Source organism: Phaeacidiphilus oryzae TH49 (assembly GCF_000744815.1).
Lineage (GTDB): Bacteria > Actinomycetota > Actinomycetes > Streptomycetales > Streptomycetaceae > Phaeacidiphilus > Phaeacidiphilus oryzae.
In genome coordinates this window covers 33366-50443 of record NZ_JQMQ01000005.1, presented here as the reverse complement: position 1 = coordinate 50443, position 17078 = coordinate 33366, and the positions used below count along the sequence as shown (strand labels likewise).

Genomic DNA, 17078 nt, shown 5'->3' with positions numbered 1-17078 from the left:
GCACCGCCGAGGCGCGCCGGGTGCGCCCCGCCGCCGGAGAGCCCGGAGGCGGGGCGCACCGGCACCCCGGCCGGCGGTCCGGCGCCGCCCACCCGCCCCCTGCTGCCCGCTGCTGCCTGCTCCGGGCCCCGGGGATCGCAGACGGGGTCAGTCGCGGCCGGGGTCAGTCGCGGACGGGATCGGCGGGGTCGGGGTCGAGTTCCAGGCCGAGAAGGGCGTTCTCGATGAGTTCGGGCATCGCCGGGTGGATCCAGTACTGGCCCCTGGCCATCGCGCGGGCGTCCAGGCCGAAGGACATCGCCTGCACCAGCGGCTGGATCAGGGTGGGCGCTTCGGGGCCGATGATGTGGGCGCCGAGCAGTCGCCCGGTGGCCGGGTCGGCGAGCACCTTGGCGAAGCCGGTGGTGTCCTCCATCGCCCAGCCGTAGGCGATGTCGGCGTATCTGCGGGTGGCCGCCACGTACCGTACGCCGTCGGCCCGGGCCTGCTGCTCGGTCAGGCCGACGGAGGCGATCCGGGGGTCGGTGAAGACCGCGTGGGGAACGAAGCGGTGGTCGGAGGTCCGCTGGTCGTCCGGGTGGAGGAGGTTGTGGGCGACGGTCCGGGCCTCCAGGTTGGCGACGTGCTTGAGCTGCCAGGGAGAGGAGATGTCGCCGAGTGCCCACACCCCGGGCACCGAGGTGGCCTGCCGCTCGTCGACCATGATCCGGCCGTCGGGGTGCAGGGCGAGGCCTCCGGCCACCGCGTCCACCAGGTCCGAGTTGGGCCTGCGCCCGACCGCGACCAGCAGCGTGTCGGCCTCCAGCGTCTCCTGGCCCGCCGGGCCCTCCAGGTCGAGGAGGACGGTCTCGCCCTGCCGCCGGGCGCGGACCAGTTTGCGGTCCAGCCGGACGTCCCAGTGCCGCCGGGCCGTCTCGGTGAACCGCTCGGCGATGTCCGTGTCCTCGTGCCGCAGCAGCAGGCCGCTGCGGGCGATCACGGTCACCTCGACGCCGAACGAGGCGAAGACGTGGGCGAGTTCGACGCCGACGAAGCCGGAGCCGAGGACCGCCAGGCGGCGCGGCAGACGCTCCAGCCGCATGATGCTGTCGCTGGTGTGGAAGCCGAGCGACTCGTCCAGGCCGGGGACCTCCGGCAGGACCGGGCGGCTGCCCGCGGCGACCACGATCTGGTCGGCGGTGAGGACGGTCTCGCCCTCCGCCGTCCGCACCAGCAGCCGGCGTTCGCCGATGAACGAGGCGGTTCCCCGGTACAGGGTGACGTGCCGGCTGCCCTCCGCGCGGTAGCGCTCGCCGCCCTCGGCGATCGGGTCGATGCGCCCGAAGATCCGGTCCCGGACGGCCGGCCAGTCCACGCCGCGCAGCTCCAGGTCCACGCCCAGCCGGGCGCCGTGCTCCGCGCCGCGGGCCACGTCCGCGGTGTGGACGAACATCTTGGTCGGGATGCACCCGACGTTCAGGCAGGTGCCGCCGAAGCTGTCCTGCGAGCCGACCCCCTTCTCGACGAGGGCCACCCGCAGTCCGGCGAACCGGTGGTCGACGATCGAGTTGCCCGAGCCCGAGCCGATCACGACGAGATCGAAATGCTGCTCCATGCCAGCAGTATCACCGCCCACACCCGGCCCTCACCGGAGCGGGGCCTCAACCCTCACCGGAGCGGGGCCTCACGGATGGAGGACCAGCTTGCCCACATGCCGCCTGCGGGCGAGCTCCTCCTGCGCCTCCGCGGCCCGCTCCAGAGGGAGGCCGGCGGAGACGACGGGCCGGATCGCGGCTCGCCTGGCGAGGTCCATCAGCAGTCCGAAGTGCCGGGGGGTGTGCATCGCGGAGCCGATCACCTGGGCGTTGTGGAGGTAGAGGCGGCGGACGTCGAAGGCCGCGCCGTAGCCGCCGAGGGCGCCGGCGACGACCCATCGGCCGCCCTCGCGCAGCAGCGGCAGCCCGTCGGCGAGGAGGTCGCCGGCGACCACGTCGAGGGCGACGTCCACGCCCTCCGGTGCGGCCGCGCGGATCTGCCCCGCGAGGTCCCGGGCGCGGTCGAGGACCTCGTGCGCCCCCGCCTCGCGCACCGCCTCGATCTTGGCCGCGCTGCTGACGGCGATCACCCGGGCGCCGCGGGCCCGGGCGATCTGGATCAGTGCGAGACCCACCCCGCCGGAGGCGCCGGTCACCAGGGCGGTCTCGCCATCCTGGAGACGTCCCCGCTCGATCATGCCCAGCGCGGTGCCGTAGGCGGTGGGCAGCGCGGCGAGTTGATCGAACGTCAGCGGGGAGTCCGTCATGTCGTGGACGAGCTCGGCCGGCGCCGTCACATACTCCGCGTAGCCGCCGTCACGCTCGCTGCCCATCAGGCCCACCGGGTTGGCGTCCGGTCCGCCGGAGTCGTAGATCGCCGGGTCGACCACCACCCGGCGGCCGACGAGGTCCCCGTCCACGCCGGGGCCGACCGCCGCGACGCGGCCAGAGACGTCCGCGCCCTGGACGCGGGGGAAGTCGATCGGACCGCGCCAGCCGGACAGCGCCTGCGGGTCCTCCGGGTTTCCGTAGGCGCCCTCCCGGGTCCACAGGTCGGTGTTGTTGAGCGCCACGGCGGCGACCCGGACCAGCACCTCACCGGCCTGGGGGGCGGGCACGGGCACCGTCGCCGCCTCCAGGACCTCCGGCCCTCCGTGCCTGGTGATCCGCATCGCGCGCATGGTCTCGACGGTGGTCATCGTCCGCACCTCCGGTAGGTATACTGATCTGTGAACTTCTGGCCATGCTACACCGATCGGTGAAGGGGGTGTCCGATGCCGGAGTCACGGCCCGTGTCGGCGGCCGGCCGACGCATCCTGCTCGCCGCCGAGGAGCTGTTCTACGAACGCGGGATCACGGCGGTGGGGGTGGACCTGATCGCCGAGCGGTCGGGGGTGACGAAGCGGACCCTGTACAACCGGTTCGGCTCCAAGGATCGGCTGGTCGCGGCGTACCTCGCGGAGCGGGACGAGCGGTGGCGGTCGCTGGTCCGCGCCGCCGTCGAGGGCTGTGCGGATCCCGTCGAGGCCGTCACCGCGCCGTTCGAGGTGCTGCGGGAGTGGGGTGAGGGGAGCGGGCGGGGCTGCGCGTTCGTCAACGCCCTCGCGGAGCTTCCGGATCCGGCCCATCCCGGCCACCGGATCGCGGTCGACCAGAAGCTGTGGCTGCGCGATCTGTTCCGGGGGCTCGCGGACGCGGCGGGCTGCCCGGAATCGGGCGCCCTCGCCACCCGGCTTCTCGTCCTCCACGAGGGCGTTCTCGCCACCCGGCCGCTTCGGATCGACACCCTCTCGGACACCGCCGAACTGGCCCGGGCGCTGGTCCGAGGTGCCGTGCCGTCCCCTGGACGAGGTGGGCGCGGCGCTGCACGCCCCTCCTCAAATGTGTTCTAGCCGTGAAAACATGTGCGCAATGCGGGGAGGAAGAGCGTGCGACCGGTGGGGACCGGTCGCTTCTCGCAGACCGCTCCATTGGGGTGCGGGCGAGGCCCGCCATGTCCCGCCCGCACCCGAGCCCCGCCCGGGTGCGCTTCGGCGAAGCTGTGCGGGGCGGAGGGGGTCGGATCGGTTCAGTTCGCGGGGCGGACGGTGAGGATCTGCTCGGCGCGGCCGACCGGGCCGGAGACGTCGTGGAGCACCGTGCTGGTGATGCCCTGGCCGGTGGGGCCGAAGGCCACCGTGGTCTCCAGTCCCGTCCACCCGCCCTCCGGGGAGCGGTGGAGGTGGACGGTGAGGTCGAGGTTCGGGAACATCCACTCGGTCGGCGACTCGCGGACGGCGATGCCGTTGGCGGTGTCGATCAGCGTCACGAAGGAGGCCAGCGGGCTGCAGGGCTCCCCGGCGACCAGGTCGAGACCGCTGCGCACCCACGCCGTGGTCCGGCCGGGCCGCGGCGGCCCGACCGGCCGGACGTCCAGCGAGGCGATGTAGCCGCCGGGCCAGACCGCTCCCAGGTCCCAGCTCTCCAGCGTTTCCGGAGCGGGCAGCCGGGGCTCGGCGCCGCCGGCCACCGCCTCCGTGTCCTCCGTGCTGAGGTACCAGGCCCGGGCCCGGACTGCGGCCCGGCCGCCGATCAGCACCACGGCCTCCACCAGCTCGATGGTGCGCCCCGGCCGCAGCGTCTCGACCGCGATCTCGCACTCCTCGAGCGCCAGGCGCCCGAGGATGTCGTAGCTGATCCGGCCCAGCACCAGCGGGCTGCCCGGCCGCTCCGCCGCCCGGTACCGCTCGATCGCGTGGACGACGAGTCCGCCGAGCGGGCTGAAGTGCAGCTCCTCCGGGTCCCAGGCGCCCCCGGCGTGCGAGGTGGGCTTGTAGCGGTTCTCGCCCGCCGGTTCGTAGTAGCTGCCGAAGCTCAACAAGGCGGGTACCTCTCGCACGGTTGATCTGTTCCCGCCCAGGACTGTACCCGGCGGCGCGGGTGCGCCGGGCGGGGGTCAGGGCTTGACGGCGATGACCGCGCGATCACCCGCCCCGGCGTGGACGGTGACGCTGAACCGCCTGGTCGCGGCGTCGTAGGAGACGGGGCCCACGCCGCCCGTGCCGGCGGTGGCGGTGGGCTTGCGCGGGGCGTAGCCGTGGAGGGTGACGGGGCCCTCTCCGGCGGCGAAGGCGACCGTGGCGTGCACCACCCCGTCGTCGCTCAGGCGCTCGATGCGCTTGGCGCCGTGCGCCACGAACTTCCCGGCGTCGCCGAGGAAGGCGATGCCGGACGGGCCCACCGGGGCCACGATCCAGTACGTCCCGCCGGTGACCCTCGCGCTGACCCGGCCGCCGGGCCCGACCAGGGCGCCGGTCCCGGCGAAGTAGTCGTAGGCGTAGGCGGGACCGGTCAGGCCGAGCTCGGCCGGGGCGAAGGAGGCCTGCTGGACCATGCCGGTGGGGACGGAGCCCCGGGTCACGCCGAGCCAGTCGATGTTGCCGCCGCCGGCGCCGGTCGCCGTCGCGCGTACGGTGTTGGCGCCCGCGGTGAGCTCGGCGGTCAGCCCCACCACGCTCCAGGTGGTCCACCAGCCGGTGGAGGGGAAGGACAGGGTCCGTGCCTCGCCGCCGTTGACCGAGACCGCCAGCGGGCGGTCGGTGAACGAGGCGTTGGCGTAGCGGAACTGCAGGGTGTAGGTGCCGGCGGCGGGCGCCTCCACCGTCCACTCGACGTAGTCGCCGCTGTCGTGCTGGTAGTCCGCGTAGCCGCTGCCGGTGTAGCCGGCTTCGCCGGTCCCGACGACCGCGCCCGAGAGCCGGGCGTCCTCCGCCTGGTAGAGCTGCTGCGGGGTGGCGAAGCTCCGGGCGTAGGCGAAGACGTAACGGTAGGTCAGGCCCTCGTGGGCGACGTGGGTGGCGGCGACCATCGGCGGCGGGCTCCCGGCCGCCGCCCCCGCCTCGGCGATGTAGGTGGCGTCGGTGGGCACGATCGGCACGTCTGGCTTGACGATGACGCCGTCCGAGCGGACCGCCTGGAACAGGTGGCCGGCGTCGACCTTCCCCAGCGCGTCCCCCACGCCGACCGGGCCCGCGGACAGGTTGGCCAGCAGGAGGTTGTCGATCTCGCCGCTCATGAAGACGTCCACCCACGGCCACACGCCGAGCGCGCCGGCGAACTGGGAGTCGTAGAGGAACATGTCCCACTTCGGGCGGTCGAAGCGGTCGTCGCTGACCCGGATCGTGGTGAGGTTGGGGTAGTGGACGCTCTGCAGGTAGTCGCGCGGCAGCGCCATGCAGTACTGGAGGTCGAGGCCGTCGCCGGCCGCGGACCGGGCCATCGAGTCGAAGAAGGCGTCGGCGTCGGTGAGGTTCTCGGCGGGCTGGGCGTGGCTGCAGAGCCAGTCCTGCTCGTAGACGACGACCCCGGCCTCCTTGAGGTAGTCCATGGTCTTCTGCCAGAACGCCGGGTCGGTGATCACGTTGTCGGAGAAGGAGTACTGCCCGTGGTACGGGCTGGACCCGTCCATCCAGCGGGCGTGGGTGATCAGCGGCTTGTCCAGCTGCTTCTGGAAGGCGGGGAGGCCGTCGGGGAAGAGGTCCTTGTCCGCCTCGTAGAGGTAGGTGCCGTCGGGCAGGTCGTTCCAGTCGGCGTTCGGACCCTTCGGATACCACCAGCTGTCGAGTTGCAGGTAGCCCATCGGGAGCCGGTGGGCGGCCCACTCGTCGCGGACGGCCAGCAGGGTGCCGGTGTAGCCCTTGCTCTGGTCGAACTTGTAGTAGTAGTCGGCGCCGTTGTCGGTCCAGTAGCCGAGGGTGTTGAGGATGACTCCGCGGTCGTTGGGCGGCAGCGGCTTGCCGGCGAGCCGGGTGAGGGTGCTGCCCCAGGCGCGGTGGGCGGCGGCGATCCCGGGCCGGGCGGTGACGATGGTCCGCCGGGTGTAGCCGGCCGGCAGGGTGCCGATCGAGTCCAGCACGCCCGCGGCGATCGAGCCGTCCGCGGCCTGTGAGGTCTGCGCCTCCTGGAAGCGGTCCGCCGCGGACAGGATGAAGGTGTCGCCGTGGTCGTCGAAGAACACCCACGGGCTGTCCGAGGCGCCGGCGAAGGTGTTGAACTGGAAGCGGGCGAAGCAGTCGCTGTGGCTGAGGTGGTGGGGGAGCCCCGGATAGCCGGTGAAGGTCGGGAAGGGGCTGCCGTTCGCCCCGGCCTGGACGTAGGTGTCGGTGAAGACGACCGAGGCGGTGGCGGGGTAGACCCGGATGCCGCCCTTCCGCGCGCCCGCGTGGTGGTCGAAGACGGTCTCGGTGAACGGGCCGACGGCGTCCCTTCCGGTATGGGTGGAGATGCCGGTGGCCGCCGAGCCGACCCATCCGCTGAAACTCCAGCCGAGGCCGTCGACGGTGACCCGCCAGGCACCCGAGGGACTGACCGTCGCCCGCATCGGCCCGGGCGGCAGCGTGCCGGCACTGGCCCGGCCGGCCGCTCCGGCGAGGGGCAGTGCGAGGGCGGCCGAGCCGACGCCGGCGGCCTTGAGGAAGTCGCGACGGTTGAGACCGGTCATGGGGGCTCCTACGTCTCGTAGCGGCGCGGCGGAGCCGGGCAGTGCTCCGCCGCTCGTCACGGAGCAGCCGGTACGACCGGGGACGGGCGCTCTCCGGTACGCGGCCGTGCCTGCCGGTACGCGGAGGTGCCCGGCACCCAACGAGGGTGCCTTGGGGAACAGTGTGCTGTTGAGTGGCTTTTGCGGTCAAGGTTCATGACAAGACACCAGTTCTCAACATGCGGCTGTGTGGCGGGGTTGACCTGATGCTTCGTCAGCCTTAGCGTTTTGCCCCGTCACGGTTCAGCAAGCTGATCGGTGTTCATGTACGTGTCCAGGATCGGCGCAGACCCGGACGCCCTCGCGCGGGTGCGCGAGGGCACGTGCCCTCCGGGTTCACTGTTCACTCGGGACGACCCCGGCGGCGGGCCAGTCCCACCGCTCCGGCGCCGAGGAGGACGGCAGCGGCGCCCGCGCCGAGCAGTGGCAGGGTGTCCTCGCCGCCGCCGGTGTCGGCGAGCGCGCCGCTCTGCGCGGTCGGGCTCGCGGACGGCGCCGGGGTGCCGGACGCGGCGCCGACGGTCGGGGTGGCCGTCGGGGTGGCCGTCGCCGTGGCCGAAGCGCTGGGGCCGCCGCCCGCGGGGGCGGTGGGGGTCGGACCACTGCCGGTGCTGACCTTGAAGGTCACGGCGTTGTCGGCGGTCTTGGTCTCGTCCGGCGAGCTCATCGCGACGGCCCCGCGGGTGCGCCCGTCGTAGGCCGCGGCGGCGGTCAGGCCGAAGGTGAACTCGGCGCGCTGGCCGGGCTGGAGCACATGATCGACGCCGCAGACGAAGGGCATCCCCAGGCCGCTCATCTGCCCGGCGAACGCCCCCGAGTCCTGCCGCAGCCCCTGGTAGATGTAGTCCATGTAGTCGGTGGCGTCGTCCCAGACCTGCATCGGCTTGCAGGCCGCGGGGGCGGTGCCGACCCCGGGGCCGTCGCCGGGGAGGTAGACCACCAGTACCGCCGTCGTGCCCGGCGGGGCGGCGGGTATCGCCTTGGTGGGGGCGGTGCCGCGGTTCTCGATCCCGACCGTGAGCTCGGGCTTGCTCCCCGGCTCGATCGTCACGTCCTGGCCGCCGACCGCGGCGACGTCGTCGACTTGGTCGGTGGCGGTCGGCGAGGCCGCGGCCCGGGCACTGCCCGCCGTGCTGGAGGGGGTGGGCGTGGGGGCCGGCGTATCGCCCTTCGCGGCCGGAGCAGTGGTGGGCGTCGCCAGCGTCGCCACGGCCGGGCCCGCTGCCTGTGCCGTGGCGGCGCCCTGCGCCGGGCCGGTGGCCTGCGCCGGGGCGACGGCGAGCCCGAGAACCGCGGAGACGGTGGCCGCGGTGACGGCGGCGGTCGCGACCGTCCGCGACCCGGTCGGCAAGCGCGAAGGTCTCATGTTGTGACTTCCCTCGGTGGATTCCGTGTCGAACAGCTGTGGATCAGATCACCTGATGGAGTGTCAGCGCAAGCGGTCCGCACTCGGCCGTCGCCGGTCGTCCGTTCGCTCCGACGTCACCCGCCGGGCCGTGCCGGGGCCGCCCCATGTCGCCGCGCGGGCCGGGGACCGCCACCGTGGAAGGGTGCGACCGTCGCCACTGGGAGGCCTGCCTCGATGCTCGATCCCGATCCGCCGTTCCGGCCCGTCCGCAGCGAGGGCGGGTATCCGCCGCTGGAGGACCTCGGGCTGATCGGTGACGGTGCCACGGCGGGCCTGGTCGGTCTGGACGGGTCGATCCGGTGGCTGTGCCTGCCGCGGTTCGACGACGCTCCGCTGCTGTGCGGCCTCCTCGACCACGCCCGCGGCGGGCACTTCACCCTCGCCCCCGAGACCGAGCCGGACGAGTCGCCGCAGGCCCGGCAGTACTACCAGCCGGACACCGCCGTGCTGGTGACGGAGATCCGCACGGCCGCCGGCCTGGTGCGGATCACCGACGCCCTGGCCCTGCGGCCCGGCGCCGACCTCACCGACGACGCCCCCGCCGACCGCTGCGAACTGGTGCGCTCGGCCCAGGTGCTGTCCGGGCGGCTGCGCCTGCGGCTGGAACTGGCCCCGCGCGGAGGCGCGCAGGCCCGCCCGCTCAGCGACGGCCTGGAGGTGCGGGTCCCGGGCCGCGGCGGCCCGCGCCTCCACCTCCGCGCCGACCGGCCGCTGCAAGGGCTGCGCACCGTCCACGAACTGGCGGCGGGAGACCGGCTCGACGTGGTCCTCGGCTGGTGCCGCGTCCACCGCCACCACCGGCTGGACGCGCCGGCCCTCCTCGCGGACACCGCCGAGGCCTGGCGGCGCTGGCTGGGCACCTGCGACTACCGGGGCCCGCAGCGGGAGCTGGTGCGCCGCTCCGCCGTCACGCTGAAACTGTGCGATCACTGGGTGAACGGCTCCCTGGTCGCCGCCCCCACCTCCTCCCTGCCCGCCCCCGTCGGCGGGGTGCGGAACTGGGACTACCGCTACACCTGGGTCCGCGACGCCGCCTACGCCGTGTTCGCCCTGCGCCGGCTCGGCTACGACCACGAGGCCGGCGCCTTCCTCGGCTGGGTGCTGGACGCCTTCGAGCGGAGCGGCAGCGCGCGCATCATGTACGCCCTGGACGGCGGGCCGATCCCGGACGAGGTGGAGGATCCCGAACTGGCCGGCTACCGCGGCTCCGCCCCGGTCCGCTGGGGCAACGGCGCCGCCGACCAGCTCCAGCACGACGTCTACGGCGAGGTGCTGGACTGCGCGTACCAGTGGCTGGAATCCGGCGGCTCGGTGCCGGAGGGCCTCTGGGCCCAGCTGGCCGGCCTCGCGGACACCGCCGGCACCGCCTGGCGCGAGCCGGACCAGGGGATCTGGGAGGTACGCAGCGCGGGGCGGATCTTCACCTACTCGGCGGCGATGTGCCAGGTCGCCCTCGACCGGGCGGCGCGGATCAGCGAGCGCCACGGGCTGCCGGGCCGCACCGCGAAGTGGCGGACGGAGGCGGAGGGACTTCGCCGGCGAATCCTGGAGGAGGCCTGGGACGAGTCGGCCCAGACCCTCAGCGCCCACCTGGACGGCGGGGGACTGCTCGACGCCAGCCTCCTCGCGCTACCGCTGCGCGGCGTCCTGCCGGCGGACCACCCGCGGATGGCCGCCACGACCCGGGCGATCGCCGAACGGCTCTCCGCGGGCGGCGGGTTGCTCTACCGCTACCTCCACCAGGACACCCCGGACGGGCTCCCGGGTGACGAGGGCGCCTTCCTGCTGTGCAGCTTCTGGCTGGTGGACAACCTGGTGAAGCAGGGGCGGCTGGACGAGGCGGAGGAGCTGTACGAGTCGCTGTGCGGCCGGGCCGGGCCGCTGGGACTGCTGCCGGAGCAGATCGACCCGTCGACGGGCGCCTTCATCGGGAACTTCCCGCAGGCCTTCAGTCATATCGGGGTCATCTCCAGCGGCGTCAACCTCGCGCGCGCCAGGGCGATGGGCGGGACCGGGGCCGGTCGAGTGTGACCCAGGTCACATGAATTCCTCCGAGAAGTCGCGTAAGGGCAGGGGGGTCCGCGGAGTCTCTCCAGTGCGTCGCCGACCGGCCTTGAGGTCGGGCCCGGCGGTTCCTGTGAGCGGTTTGTGACGTCATGCAGGACGGGGCCTTCCGTTCACTCGACGGGGCTATATTCGGCGACGCAAAGCACCGCAAAAGGTGGCAATTGCACAGAACGGGCGCACGACCGTCTGTGGGCACGGCATACACGGGGATGCCGTGCCGCAATCCGAGAGGGAGAGAACCATGAGTGGACTGGGCGACTTCGCGCGCAAGGCGGAGGAGTGGGCCGAGGACAACCCGGAGATCGCGCGCAAGGGCATCGACCGGGCGGAGGCCTTCGCACAGGACCAGACCGGACACCGCTTCGACGACCAGATCAGTGCGGGCGCCGACCAGCTCGCCAACCGCTTCACCGGCGACGGCCAGGAGCAGCAGGGCCGGCAGGACGGCGGCGACCGGTCCGAGGGCTACGGCTCCCAGGAGAACGGCTACCAGGACAACGCTTCCCAGGACCGGCAGCAGGACAACGGCTACGGTGCCCAGGACAACGGGGGCTACCAGGGCCAGCAGGACAACGGCTACCAGAGTGGCCAGCAGCAGGACGGCTGGCAGTAGTTCCGGCCCGGCGGCCCGGCGGCCCGGCGGCCCGGGAGCCCGGCACCCGGCACCAGGCAGTGCGGTCTTGCGCGCAGCCCGCGCCCAGCGTCGCACTGCCTGCCGCCGGGGCCTCCAGCGGCGGATCGTCGGTGGAGGCCCCGGCTCCGCCGCCCTTTGACACCCTCCTCGGAGGCTCTTATCGTCCCCTCGTCCGAGCGATCGGTTCCCCCGCCGCCGCCCTCCCTCGCACGATCGGGACCAGACACCTCATGACCGCACAGCCGCCCCCCGCCTCAGAGTCGCCCCGCGACGGTTTCCACCCCGATCTCGGCACCGGCGGCCCGGCGGGCCCGCTCCCCGAGACGGCGACGCGGGTCCACCACGTCCCCGCCGGCTCCCTGGACGGCTCGACCGCGCAGAGCGGCGGCATGCGCCGGTTCGCGGCGATCAGCGGCGACCGGGTGGGCTCCGAGCGGATGTGGATGGGGCAGACCCACGTGGCCCCGGCCACCGCCTCCGCCGACCACCACCACGGCGAGTCGGAGACCGGGATCTACATCGTCAGCGGGCACCCGGAGTTCGTCTTCCTGGAGGAGCGGGACGGCGAGCGCCGGGAGATCCGCCTCCGCACCGGCCCCGGGGACTACATCTTCGTTCCCCCGTACGTCCCGCATCGCGAGGAGAATCCGGACCCCGAGGACGAGGCCGTGGTCGTCATCGCCCGCAGCACCCAGGAGGCGATCGTGGTCAACCTGCCCGGCCTCTACGCCCTTCCGGCGGAGACCGAACGCCGTCCCTGAGCTCGTCGACGAGCCGGACGACCGCGGGCGCCCGTTGCGGAGGCGGGCCCCCGCGCGGCCCTTGGCTGCCCCCGGGCCACGCGGGTCGACACGGCGTCAGCCGGCCGTCACCGCAGCCGAGTTCACCAGCGCCAGGCGGTGGTTGAACTGGATGGTGTAGTACCTCTCGCTGCCGCTGACGTGCTTGTCGCCGTCGGTGAAGAAGTCGTCCGCGGGGACGGCCGCCCGGGTGGCCACGTACGCCTGGCCGGCCGGGAACGAGTAGACCGTGTACGGGGACTGGGTGGAGGCCTTCAGCCCTGCCGGGTACTCGTCCGCCTGCGGGTAGCCGGAGCCGTACAGCTGGGCCGGGCCGCCGGTGGTGTGCAGCACCCGGGCGCCGAGGCTGAGGGTGGTGTTCCCGCCGCCCGGGTTGTAGAACCACACCTTGGCGCCGCTGAACCAGATCGCCGTCCAGTCGCCGCTGCGCCCGGCGACCACGAACTGCTGGCCCGCCTGGACCGTGCTGCCCCAGTCGCTGATCTCGTCGGTGCCGCTGCCGCCCTTGGGGTGGACGGCCTGGTCGCCGAAGAGCGGCGCGTCGGCGCTCGGAGCGGTGCGGACCGGGAGGAAGTTGGCGTTCTCGGTGCGCTCGGTGCAGGCGGGGGTGTTCCCGCTGGGGTCGTCCGCGGGGCAGACCTTGACGGTCTGGCTGTTGGCCGGGAAGTCCGGTGAGATGGTCACCGCGGTGCCGACCGGGCCGACGCCGTGCGGTCCGGCGTCGGTGGGCGCGCCCACCAGCTCCATGAACCTGTTCCAGTCCCAGTACGGGCCCGGGTCCCAGTGCATCCCGGCGACATAGCTGTCCGCGGGACCGGGGACGTCGTCGTGGCCGATGATGTGCTGGCGGTCCAGCGGGATCCCGTACCGGAGGGCGAGGTAGCGCACCAGGTCGGCGGTGGCCTCGTACTGGGTCTGCGAGTACCAGGTGGCGCCCTGCGCGGCGAAGCCCTCGTGCTCGATGCCGATCGAGTGCATGTTGAACCAGTAGTTGCCGGCGTGGAAGGCGATGTCCTCGTTCGGCACCATCTGGGTCACCGCGCCGTCCGAGGAGCGCATGACGTACTGCGCGGCGTCGCCGCCCGGCTGCTGGAAGGTCTTGATCGCCGCGTCGTACGAGGACTCGGTGTCGTGGAGGACGATGTACCTGATGGCCACGCCGTCCGAGGGGCGGTTCGCGACCTGCAGGTCGGCCGCGTTCGCGGCCAGCACCGAGCAGTCCACGTCCGGCGGGCACTCGGCGCCGCCGCTGTCGCCGGCCTTCAGGCCCAGCTTGGCCAGCTGGTCGATCAGGGGCTTCAGCGAGGGGAGGGCGTCCAGCCGCAGCTTGGCGTCCTGCTGGGTGGTGCGGCTGGCCCCCGACTTCAGGGTGCTGAAGACCCGGTCGGCGAAGAGGCCGGCCGACTTCCGGTCCGAGGCCTGGCTGTACCGCGCCACCGCGCCGTACCAGGCGGCCGGGTCGCTCGGGGTCGAGCCGGTGAGCCGCTTCTCGTAGGAGGCGAGGAGGGCCGCGCCGCCGCGGATGTTCTGCGCGGTGTCCTGGCGCAGCTGATCGGCGCTCGCGCCGGTGAGCCGGGCGGCGGTGGTCAGGGTGTGGAGGGAGGGAGAGCTCAGCAGCGGTGAGAGGTCGTGCCGGCCGGCCGCGCCCACCTCACCGCCGTCCAGCATCCGCGAGGTGACGTCCGTGAGGTTCATCGGCCCGTACCCGCCGGAGGTGTTGTACTGCCCGGGATGCGCCTCCCACGCCGACTCCTGGTAGGCGACCGCCATCAGAACGGCCTCGGGGACGTGGAACTCCGAGGCGGCGTCGGCGAACTGGGACTGCTCCGCGTTCGCTCCGTCCCCCGAGGACCCGCCCCACGCGGCCTGGCTGACCGCCGGGACCAGCGCCAGGCAGCCGACGGCGAGTGCGCCCCCGGCCGCCATTGCGATCACTGAGCGCCGTGACTTGCGCCTGTGCACGATGTATCTACACCTCTCGAAACCGTTGACTCGGCGACGGTGCCGCCGGAGGCCGGGGCAGGTCTCACCGTGCCCCCCGAGGGCACGCTAAGCAGCACTCGCACCCCGGAAGCCGCGTTTCGGCTCAGCTGGCGCAGAAGATCACGGAATCCTCACCGAACCCGACCGCCGCTCGGGTGTTGCGCCGGTGGGAGGTATCCGGCGGGGCCGGTCGGGTGAACCCGGGGCCCGTTCGGGGCGGCCGTCCGCAACGCGGCCATACATCTAGCGACCGTCCCAAGCCCTTGCGGATATGGAGGCAACTCGATGATGTTCAAGACTTGGCTGCGCAGGTCGGCCCTGGTGGCCGTGTCCGGCGCGGTCGCCGCCGCGGCCGGTGTGCTCCCGGCCCAGGCCGCCGCGGTGCCGGCCCCGGTGCGCCCGGCGACTCCGGTCCCGGCGTCGGCGCCCGTCCCGGCGCACCCGGCGGTGCCCGCCCCGGCCTCGGCTCTCACCCCTGCCCACCCGGCGGCTCCGGCCTCGGCTCAGGCTCCGGCGGTGAAGCCGCAGGGGGCGTTCACGCTGGAGGAGGAGGCGGTGATGGCGCCGGTGCTCGCGCCGGTGACCGCCAAGGCCCCGTACCAGGGCCTGGTGATCTCCCGCCTCGGCCTGCTGGTGCGCAACGGCCCCACCACCAAGGCGCAGGTCATCGGCTCGCTGCGGTACCACCAGAAGGTGGGCATCAGCTGCAAGGTGAAGGGCCAGGTCGTGGCCGGCAACCCGCGCTGGTACAAGCTCTCCAACGGCACCTACGCCTGGGCCTCGGCGCGCTACATCGCCAACATCGGCCAGGTCCCGCCGTGGTGCTGACCCTCGGCTGACCGAGGTCGCCCCCAGTGGCCCGCCGCCGCCCCGACCGGGCGCCGGCGGGCCACTGGCGCGAGTCGTCCTGCCCGCCACTGCGAGGCCCGGCCGTACGAGCGGATCGCCGGGCCCCCGGAACACCCTGCCGTTCGGGTGGCGGCAGGTGTGTCGCGACGGACCGTGGCGGCCGGGCGGCCCGGCGGCTTCTAGGTTGTCGGTGTTGTTGTCATATTCACTCCTGGGCAGAGGGGTCGTGAGGTAGGGATGGGCACTGGCACGAGTCGCAGACGGTCGGGCAGAGCTCGGACGTGGGTCCTGCTGGGGGCCGCCGGCCTGGCCGGCAGCGCGCTGGCCGGTACGGCGCCGGTGCGGGCGGCCACCACCTCCAGCACCGTCCTGGTGAACGAGGACTTCACCGGTGCGACGGCCGACGCCCGCTTCCACGCGCTCGGCACCGCCTGCCTCACCGGAGCCCCCACCGACCCCAATCCCGAGCCGGACGACCGGACCCTGACCGGCTGCCCGATCGGCACCGGCCCGGTGCCGCCGAACAACGCGGCCCCGCACGGCTACCTCCGCCTCACCGACGCGGGCAACGACCGTACGGCCTCGGTCCTCTACAACTCCCCACTGCCGGCCAACGAGGGGGTGGACGTCTCCTTCGACCAGTGGCAGTACGGCGGCACCAGCTACCCGGCGGACGGGATCTCCTTCTTCCTCGTCGACGGCGCCGCCGACCTGGAGCGCCCCGGAGCCTTCGGCGGCAGCCTCGGCTACGCCCAGAAGCTCCCGGACAACGACCCCGCGCAGACCTTCATCCCCGGAGTGGCCAAGGGCTACCTCGGCGTCGGCCTGGACACCCTCGGCAACTACTTCGGCGACTACGAGCGCCGCGGCTACGGCTGCGCCACCCACTCGCCGGCCGGCAGCACCACCTGGTCGGCGCCGGACGCGGGCAACATGGTCACCCTGCGCGGCCCCGGGGACGGCACCGAGGGCTACTGCTTCCTGACCGCCTCCACCACCAACTTCACCAGCGCCCGCCCGTGGCCCAGCACCCTGCGCGGGCAGTTGCAGGGCCCGACCTCCGCCGTGTCGAGCGATCCGGTCACCGCGGAGAGCCAGCTGGAGGCCTCCCGCCGGACGATCCGGGTGCGCGTCACCCCCGTGCCGGACCCGGTGGTGACGGTGACCGTGGACTTCCACGACGGGCAGGGGCCGCAGCAGGTGCTCAGCACCCCGGCGCCGCAACCGGAGCCCGCCACCTACAAGTTCGGCTTCGGCTCCTCCACCGGCTACTTCACCGACGTCCACCTGCTACGCCATGTCGTCGCCACCAGCGACCAGCCGCTGCCGGCGCTGAACCTGGTCAAGCAGATCGACCAGACCACCCCGCTGCCCGACCCGGTCACCGTCGGCACCGTCGTCCGGTACGAGTTCGTGGCCACCAACGGCGGCAGTACCCCGATCGCGGACCTGGCCGTCGACGACCCGGTGGTCGGCCGGGTCAGCTGCCCGGTCAGCACCCTCGCCGTGGGGGAGACCACCACCTGCACCGGCAGCCACACCATCACCGAGCAGGACCTGCTGCGCGGCTATGTGGACAACGCCGCCACCGCCAAGGGCAGGAGCGGCGGCACGGAGGTCGCCTCCCCGGAGTCCAAGGTCCAGTTGCCGCTCGACCGCGTCTTCGGCCTGCGGCTGACCAAGGAGGTCGACGACTCCCGCACCTACCACGCGGGCGAGTCGGCCCGGTACACCTTCGACGTGGCCAACACCACCGACCAGACCATCCACGACCTGACCGTCCTGGACGACCATCTGACCGATGTGACCTGCGAGTCCACCACCCTCACCCCGGTGAACACCCCCGGCGCGGCCACCCGGTGCACAGGCACCTACACCGTCACCGCCGCGGACGCCGAAGCCGGCTCGACCACCAACAACGCCCACGCCAGGGGAACCGGGGACGGCGGCGCCAACGTCCTCTCCCCGCCCGACTCAGCCACAATCCGGGTCGCCCATCCCGTCCCGACGCCCACCCCGACCCAGCCCTCCTCGCCCGCCGCGAAGCCCTCGCCGAGCCGTGCGCCCGGCGCCCGCCCCTCCGCGAGCCCGTTCCGGCCCGCCGGCGCTGCCCGCCCCACCGGCCCCGGCGGCCGTCCGCTGGCCGCCACCGGCTTCGACCCCGGCCCGGTCACCGGCGCCGCGGCGGCGCTCTGCGCGGCGGGGGCGGCGGCCCTCACCCTCAGGGCGCGCCGCCGCAGGACCCGCAGGCACGGCGACGCCGGGAACACCGAGTGAGCGGTGTTCCCGGCGTCGATGGCGCCCG

The 17078-nt window shown here is 73.5% G+C and carries 12 protein-coding genes; 6 read left to right on the top strand and 6 right to left on the bottom strand.

The genetic code is table 11. The features are described from left to right. Positions 1 to 163: 163 nt before the first annotated feature. On the bottom strand, positions 164 to 1594 hold the full coding sequence (locus BS73_RS04495; RefSeq protein WP_037569908.1) for a mycothione reductase: 1431 nt from the start codon (positions 1592 to 1594) through the stop codon (positions 164 to 166). A 69-nt stretch (positions 1595 to 1663) separates the two neighbouring features. Next, a complete protein-coding gene (locus BS73_RS04490) occupies positions 1664 to 2713 on the bottom strand; it encodes a zinc-binding dehydrogenase (RefSeq protein ID WP_037569907.1) in 1050 nt (349 codons plus the stop codon). Between the two features lie 75 nt (positions 2714 to 2788). On the opposite strand from BS73_RS04490, the gene BS73_RS04485 reads away from it, so the two are divergent. Beyond that, a complete protein-coding gene (locus tag BS73_RS04485; protein ID WP_051939427.1) occupies positions 2789 to 3406 on the top strand; it encodes a TetR/AcrR family transcriptional regulator in 618 nt (205 codons plus the stop codon). 176 nt (positions 3407 to 3582) lie between these two features. On the opposite strand, the gene BS73_RS04480 is transcribed toward BS73_RS04485, so the two are convergent. The 3 genes from BS73_RS04480 to BS73_RS38095 form a co-directional block, all read right to left on the bottom strand. Next, positions 3583 to 4371, bottom strand: a complete 789-nt coding sequence (locus tag BS73_RS04480) for a thioesterase family protein (protein WP_037569906.1) — start codon at positions 4369 to 4371, stop codon at positions 3583 to 3585. Between the two features lie 78 nt (positions 4372 to 4449). Beyond that, positions 4450 to 6993 carry a carbohydrate-binding protein gene (locus BS73_RS04475; RefSeq protein WP_037569904.1) on the bottom strand — a complete coding sequence of 848 codons (2544 nt, stop codon included), beginning with the start codon at positions 6991 to 6993 and terminating at the stop codon, positions 4450 to 4452. A gap of 382 nt (positions 6994 to 7375) precedes the next feature. Continuing rightward, positions 7376 to 8398 (bottom strand): hypothetical protein, encoded by a 1023-nt coding sequence (locus BS73_RS38095; protein ID WP_161789645.1) that lies wholly within the window; start codon positions 8396 to 8398, stop codon positions 7376 to 7378. A 216-nt stretch (positions 8399 to 8614) separates the two neighbouring features. On the opposite strand from BS73_RS38095, the gene BS73_RS04465 reads away from it, so the two are divergent. The 3 genes from BS73_RS04465 (at position 8615) to BS73_RS04455 (ending at position 11902) form a co-directional block, all read left to right on the top strand. Then, complete coding sequence (locus tag BS73_RS04465) at positions 8615 to 10471, top strand: glycoside hydrolase family 15 protein (RefSeq protein WP_037569902.1); 1857 nt, start codon at positions 8615 to 8617, stop codon at positions 10469 to 10471. A 277-nt stretch (positions 10472 to 10748) separates the two neighbouring features. Then, a complete protein-coding gene (locus BS73_RS04460) occupies positions 10749 to 11120 on the top strand; it encodes an antitoxin (RefSeq protein ID WP_037569900.1) in 372 nt (123 codons plus the stop codon). Between the two features lie 251 nt (positions 11121 to 11371). Further along, positions 11372 to 11902, top strand: coding sequence for a cupin domain-containing protein (locus BS73_RS04455; protein WP_037569891.1), 531 nt, complete (start codon positions 11372 to 11374; stop codon positions 11900 to 11902). A gap of 96 nt (positions 11903 to 11998) precedes the next feature. On the opposite strand, the gene BS73_RS04450 is transcribed toward BS73_RS04455, so the two are convergent. Further along, complete coding sequence (locus BS73_RS04450; protein WP_084703792.1) at positions 11999 to 13867, bottom strand: N-acetylmuramoyl-L-alanine amidase; 1869 nt, start codon at positions 13865 to 13867, stop codon at positions 11999 to 12001. A gap of 342 nt (positions 13868 to 14209) precedes the next feature. Here BS73_RS04450 and BS73_RS04445 point away from each other — a divergent pair, with 342 nt between their 5' ends. Further along, entirely contained in the window at positions 14210 to 14752 is a 543-nt protein-coding gene (locus tag BS73_RS04445; protein ID WP_051939426.1) for an SH3 domain-containing protein, read from the top strand. Positions 14753 to 15010: 258 nt separating this feature from the next. Further along, a complete protein-coding gene (locus tag BS73_RS04440; protein WP_152617520.1) occupies positions 15011 to 17050 on the top strand; it encodes a DUF7507 domain-containing protein in 2040 nt (679 codons plus the stop codon). The last annotated feature ends 28 nt before the right edge of the window (positions 17051 to 17078 follow it).

Coding starts and splice junctions, on each gene's coding strand:
- BS73_RS04495 (WP_037569908.1), bottom strand. CDS start 1,594: ATGGAGCAGCATTTCGATCTCGTCGTGATCGGCTCGGGCTCGGGCAAC.
- BS73_RS04490 (WP_037569907.1), bottom strand. CDS start 2,713: ATGACCACCGTCGAGACCATGCGCGCGATGCGGATCACCAGGCACGGA.
- BS73_RS04485 (WP_051939427.1), top strand. CDS start 2,789: ATGCCGGAGTCACGGCCCGTGTCGGCGGCCGGCCGACGCATCCTGCTC.
- BS73_RS04475 (WP_037569904.1), bottom strand. CDS start 6,993: ATGACCGGTCTCAACCGTCGCGACTTCCTCAAGGCCGCCGGCGTCGGC.
- BS73_RS38095 (WP_161789645.1), bottom strand. CDS start 8,398: ATGAGACCTTCGCGCTTGCCGACCGGGTCGCGGACGGTCGCGACCGCC.
- BS73_RS04465 (WP_037569902.1), top strand. CDS start 8,615: ATGCTCGATCCCGATCCGCCGTTCCGGCCCGTCCGCAGCGAGGGCGGG.
- BS73_RS04460 (WP_037569900.1), top strand. CDS start 10,749: ATGAGTGGACTGGGCGACTTCGCGCGCAAGGCGGAGGAGTGGGCCGAG.
- BS73_RS04455 (WP_037569891.1), top strand. CDS start 11,372: ATGACCGCACAGCCGCCCCCCGCCTCAGAGTCGCCCCGCGACGGTTTC.
- BS73_RS04450 (WP_084703792.1), bottom strand. CDS start 13,867: ATGGCGGCCGGGGGCGCACTCGCCGTCGGCTGCCTGGCGCTGGTCCCG.
- BS73_RS04445 (WP_051939426.1), top strand. CDS start 14,210: ATGATGTTCAAGACTTGGCTGCGCAGGTCGGCCCTGGTGGCCGTGTCC.
- BS73_RS04440 (WP_152617520.1), top strand. CDS start 15,011: ATGGGCACTGGCACGAGTCGCAGACGGTCGGGCAGAGCTCGGACGTGG.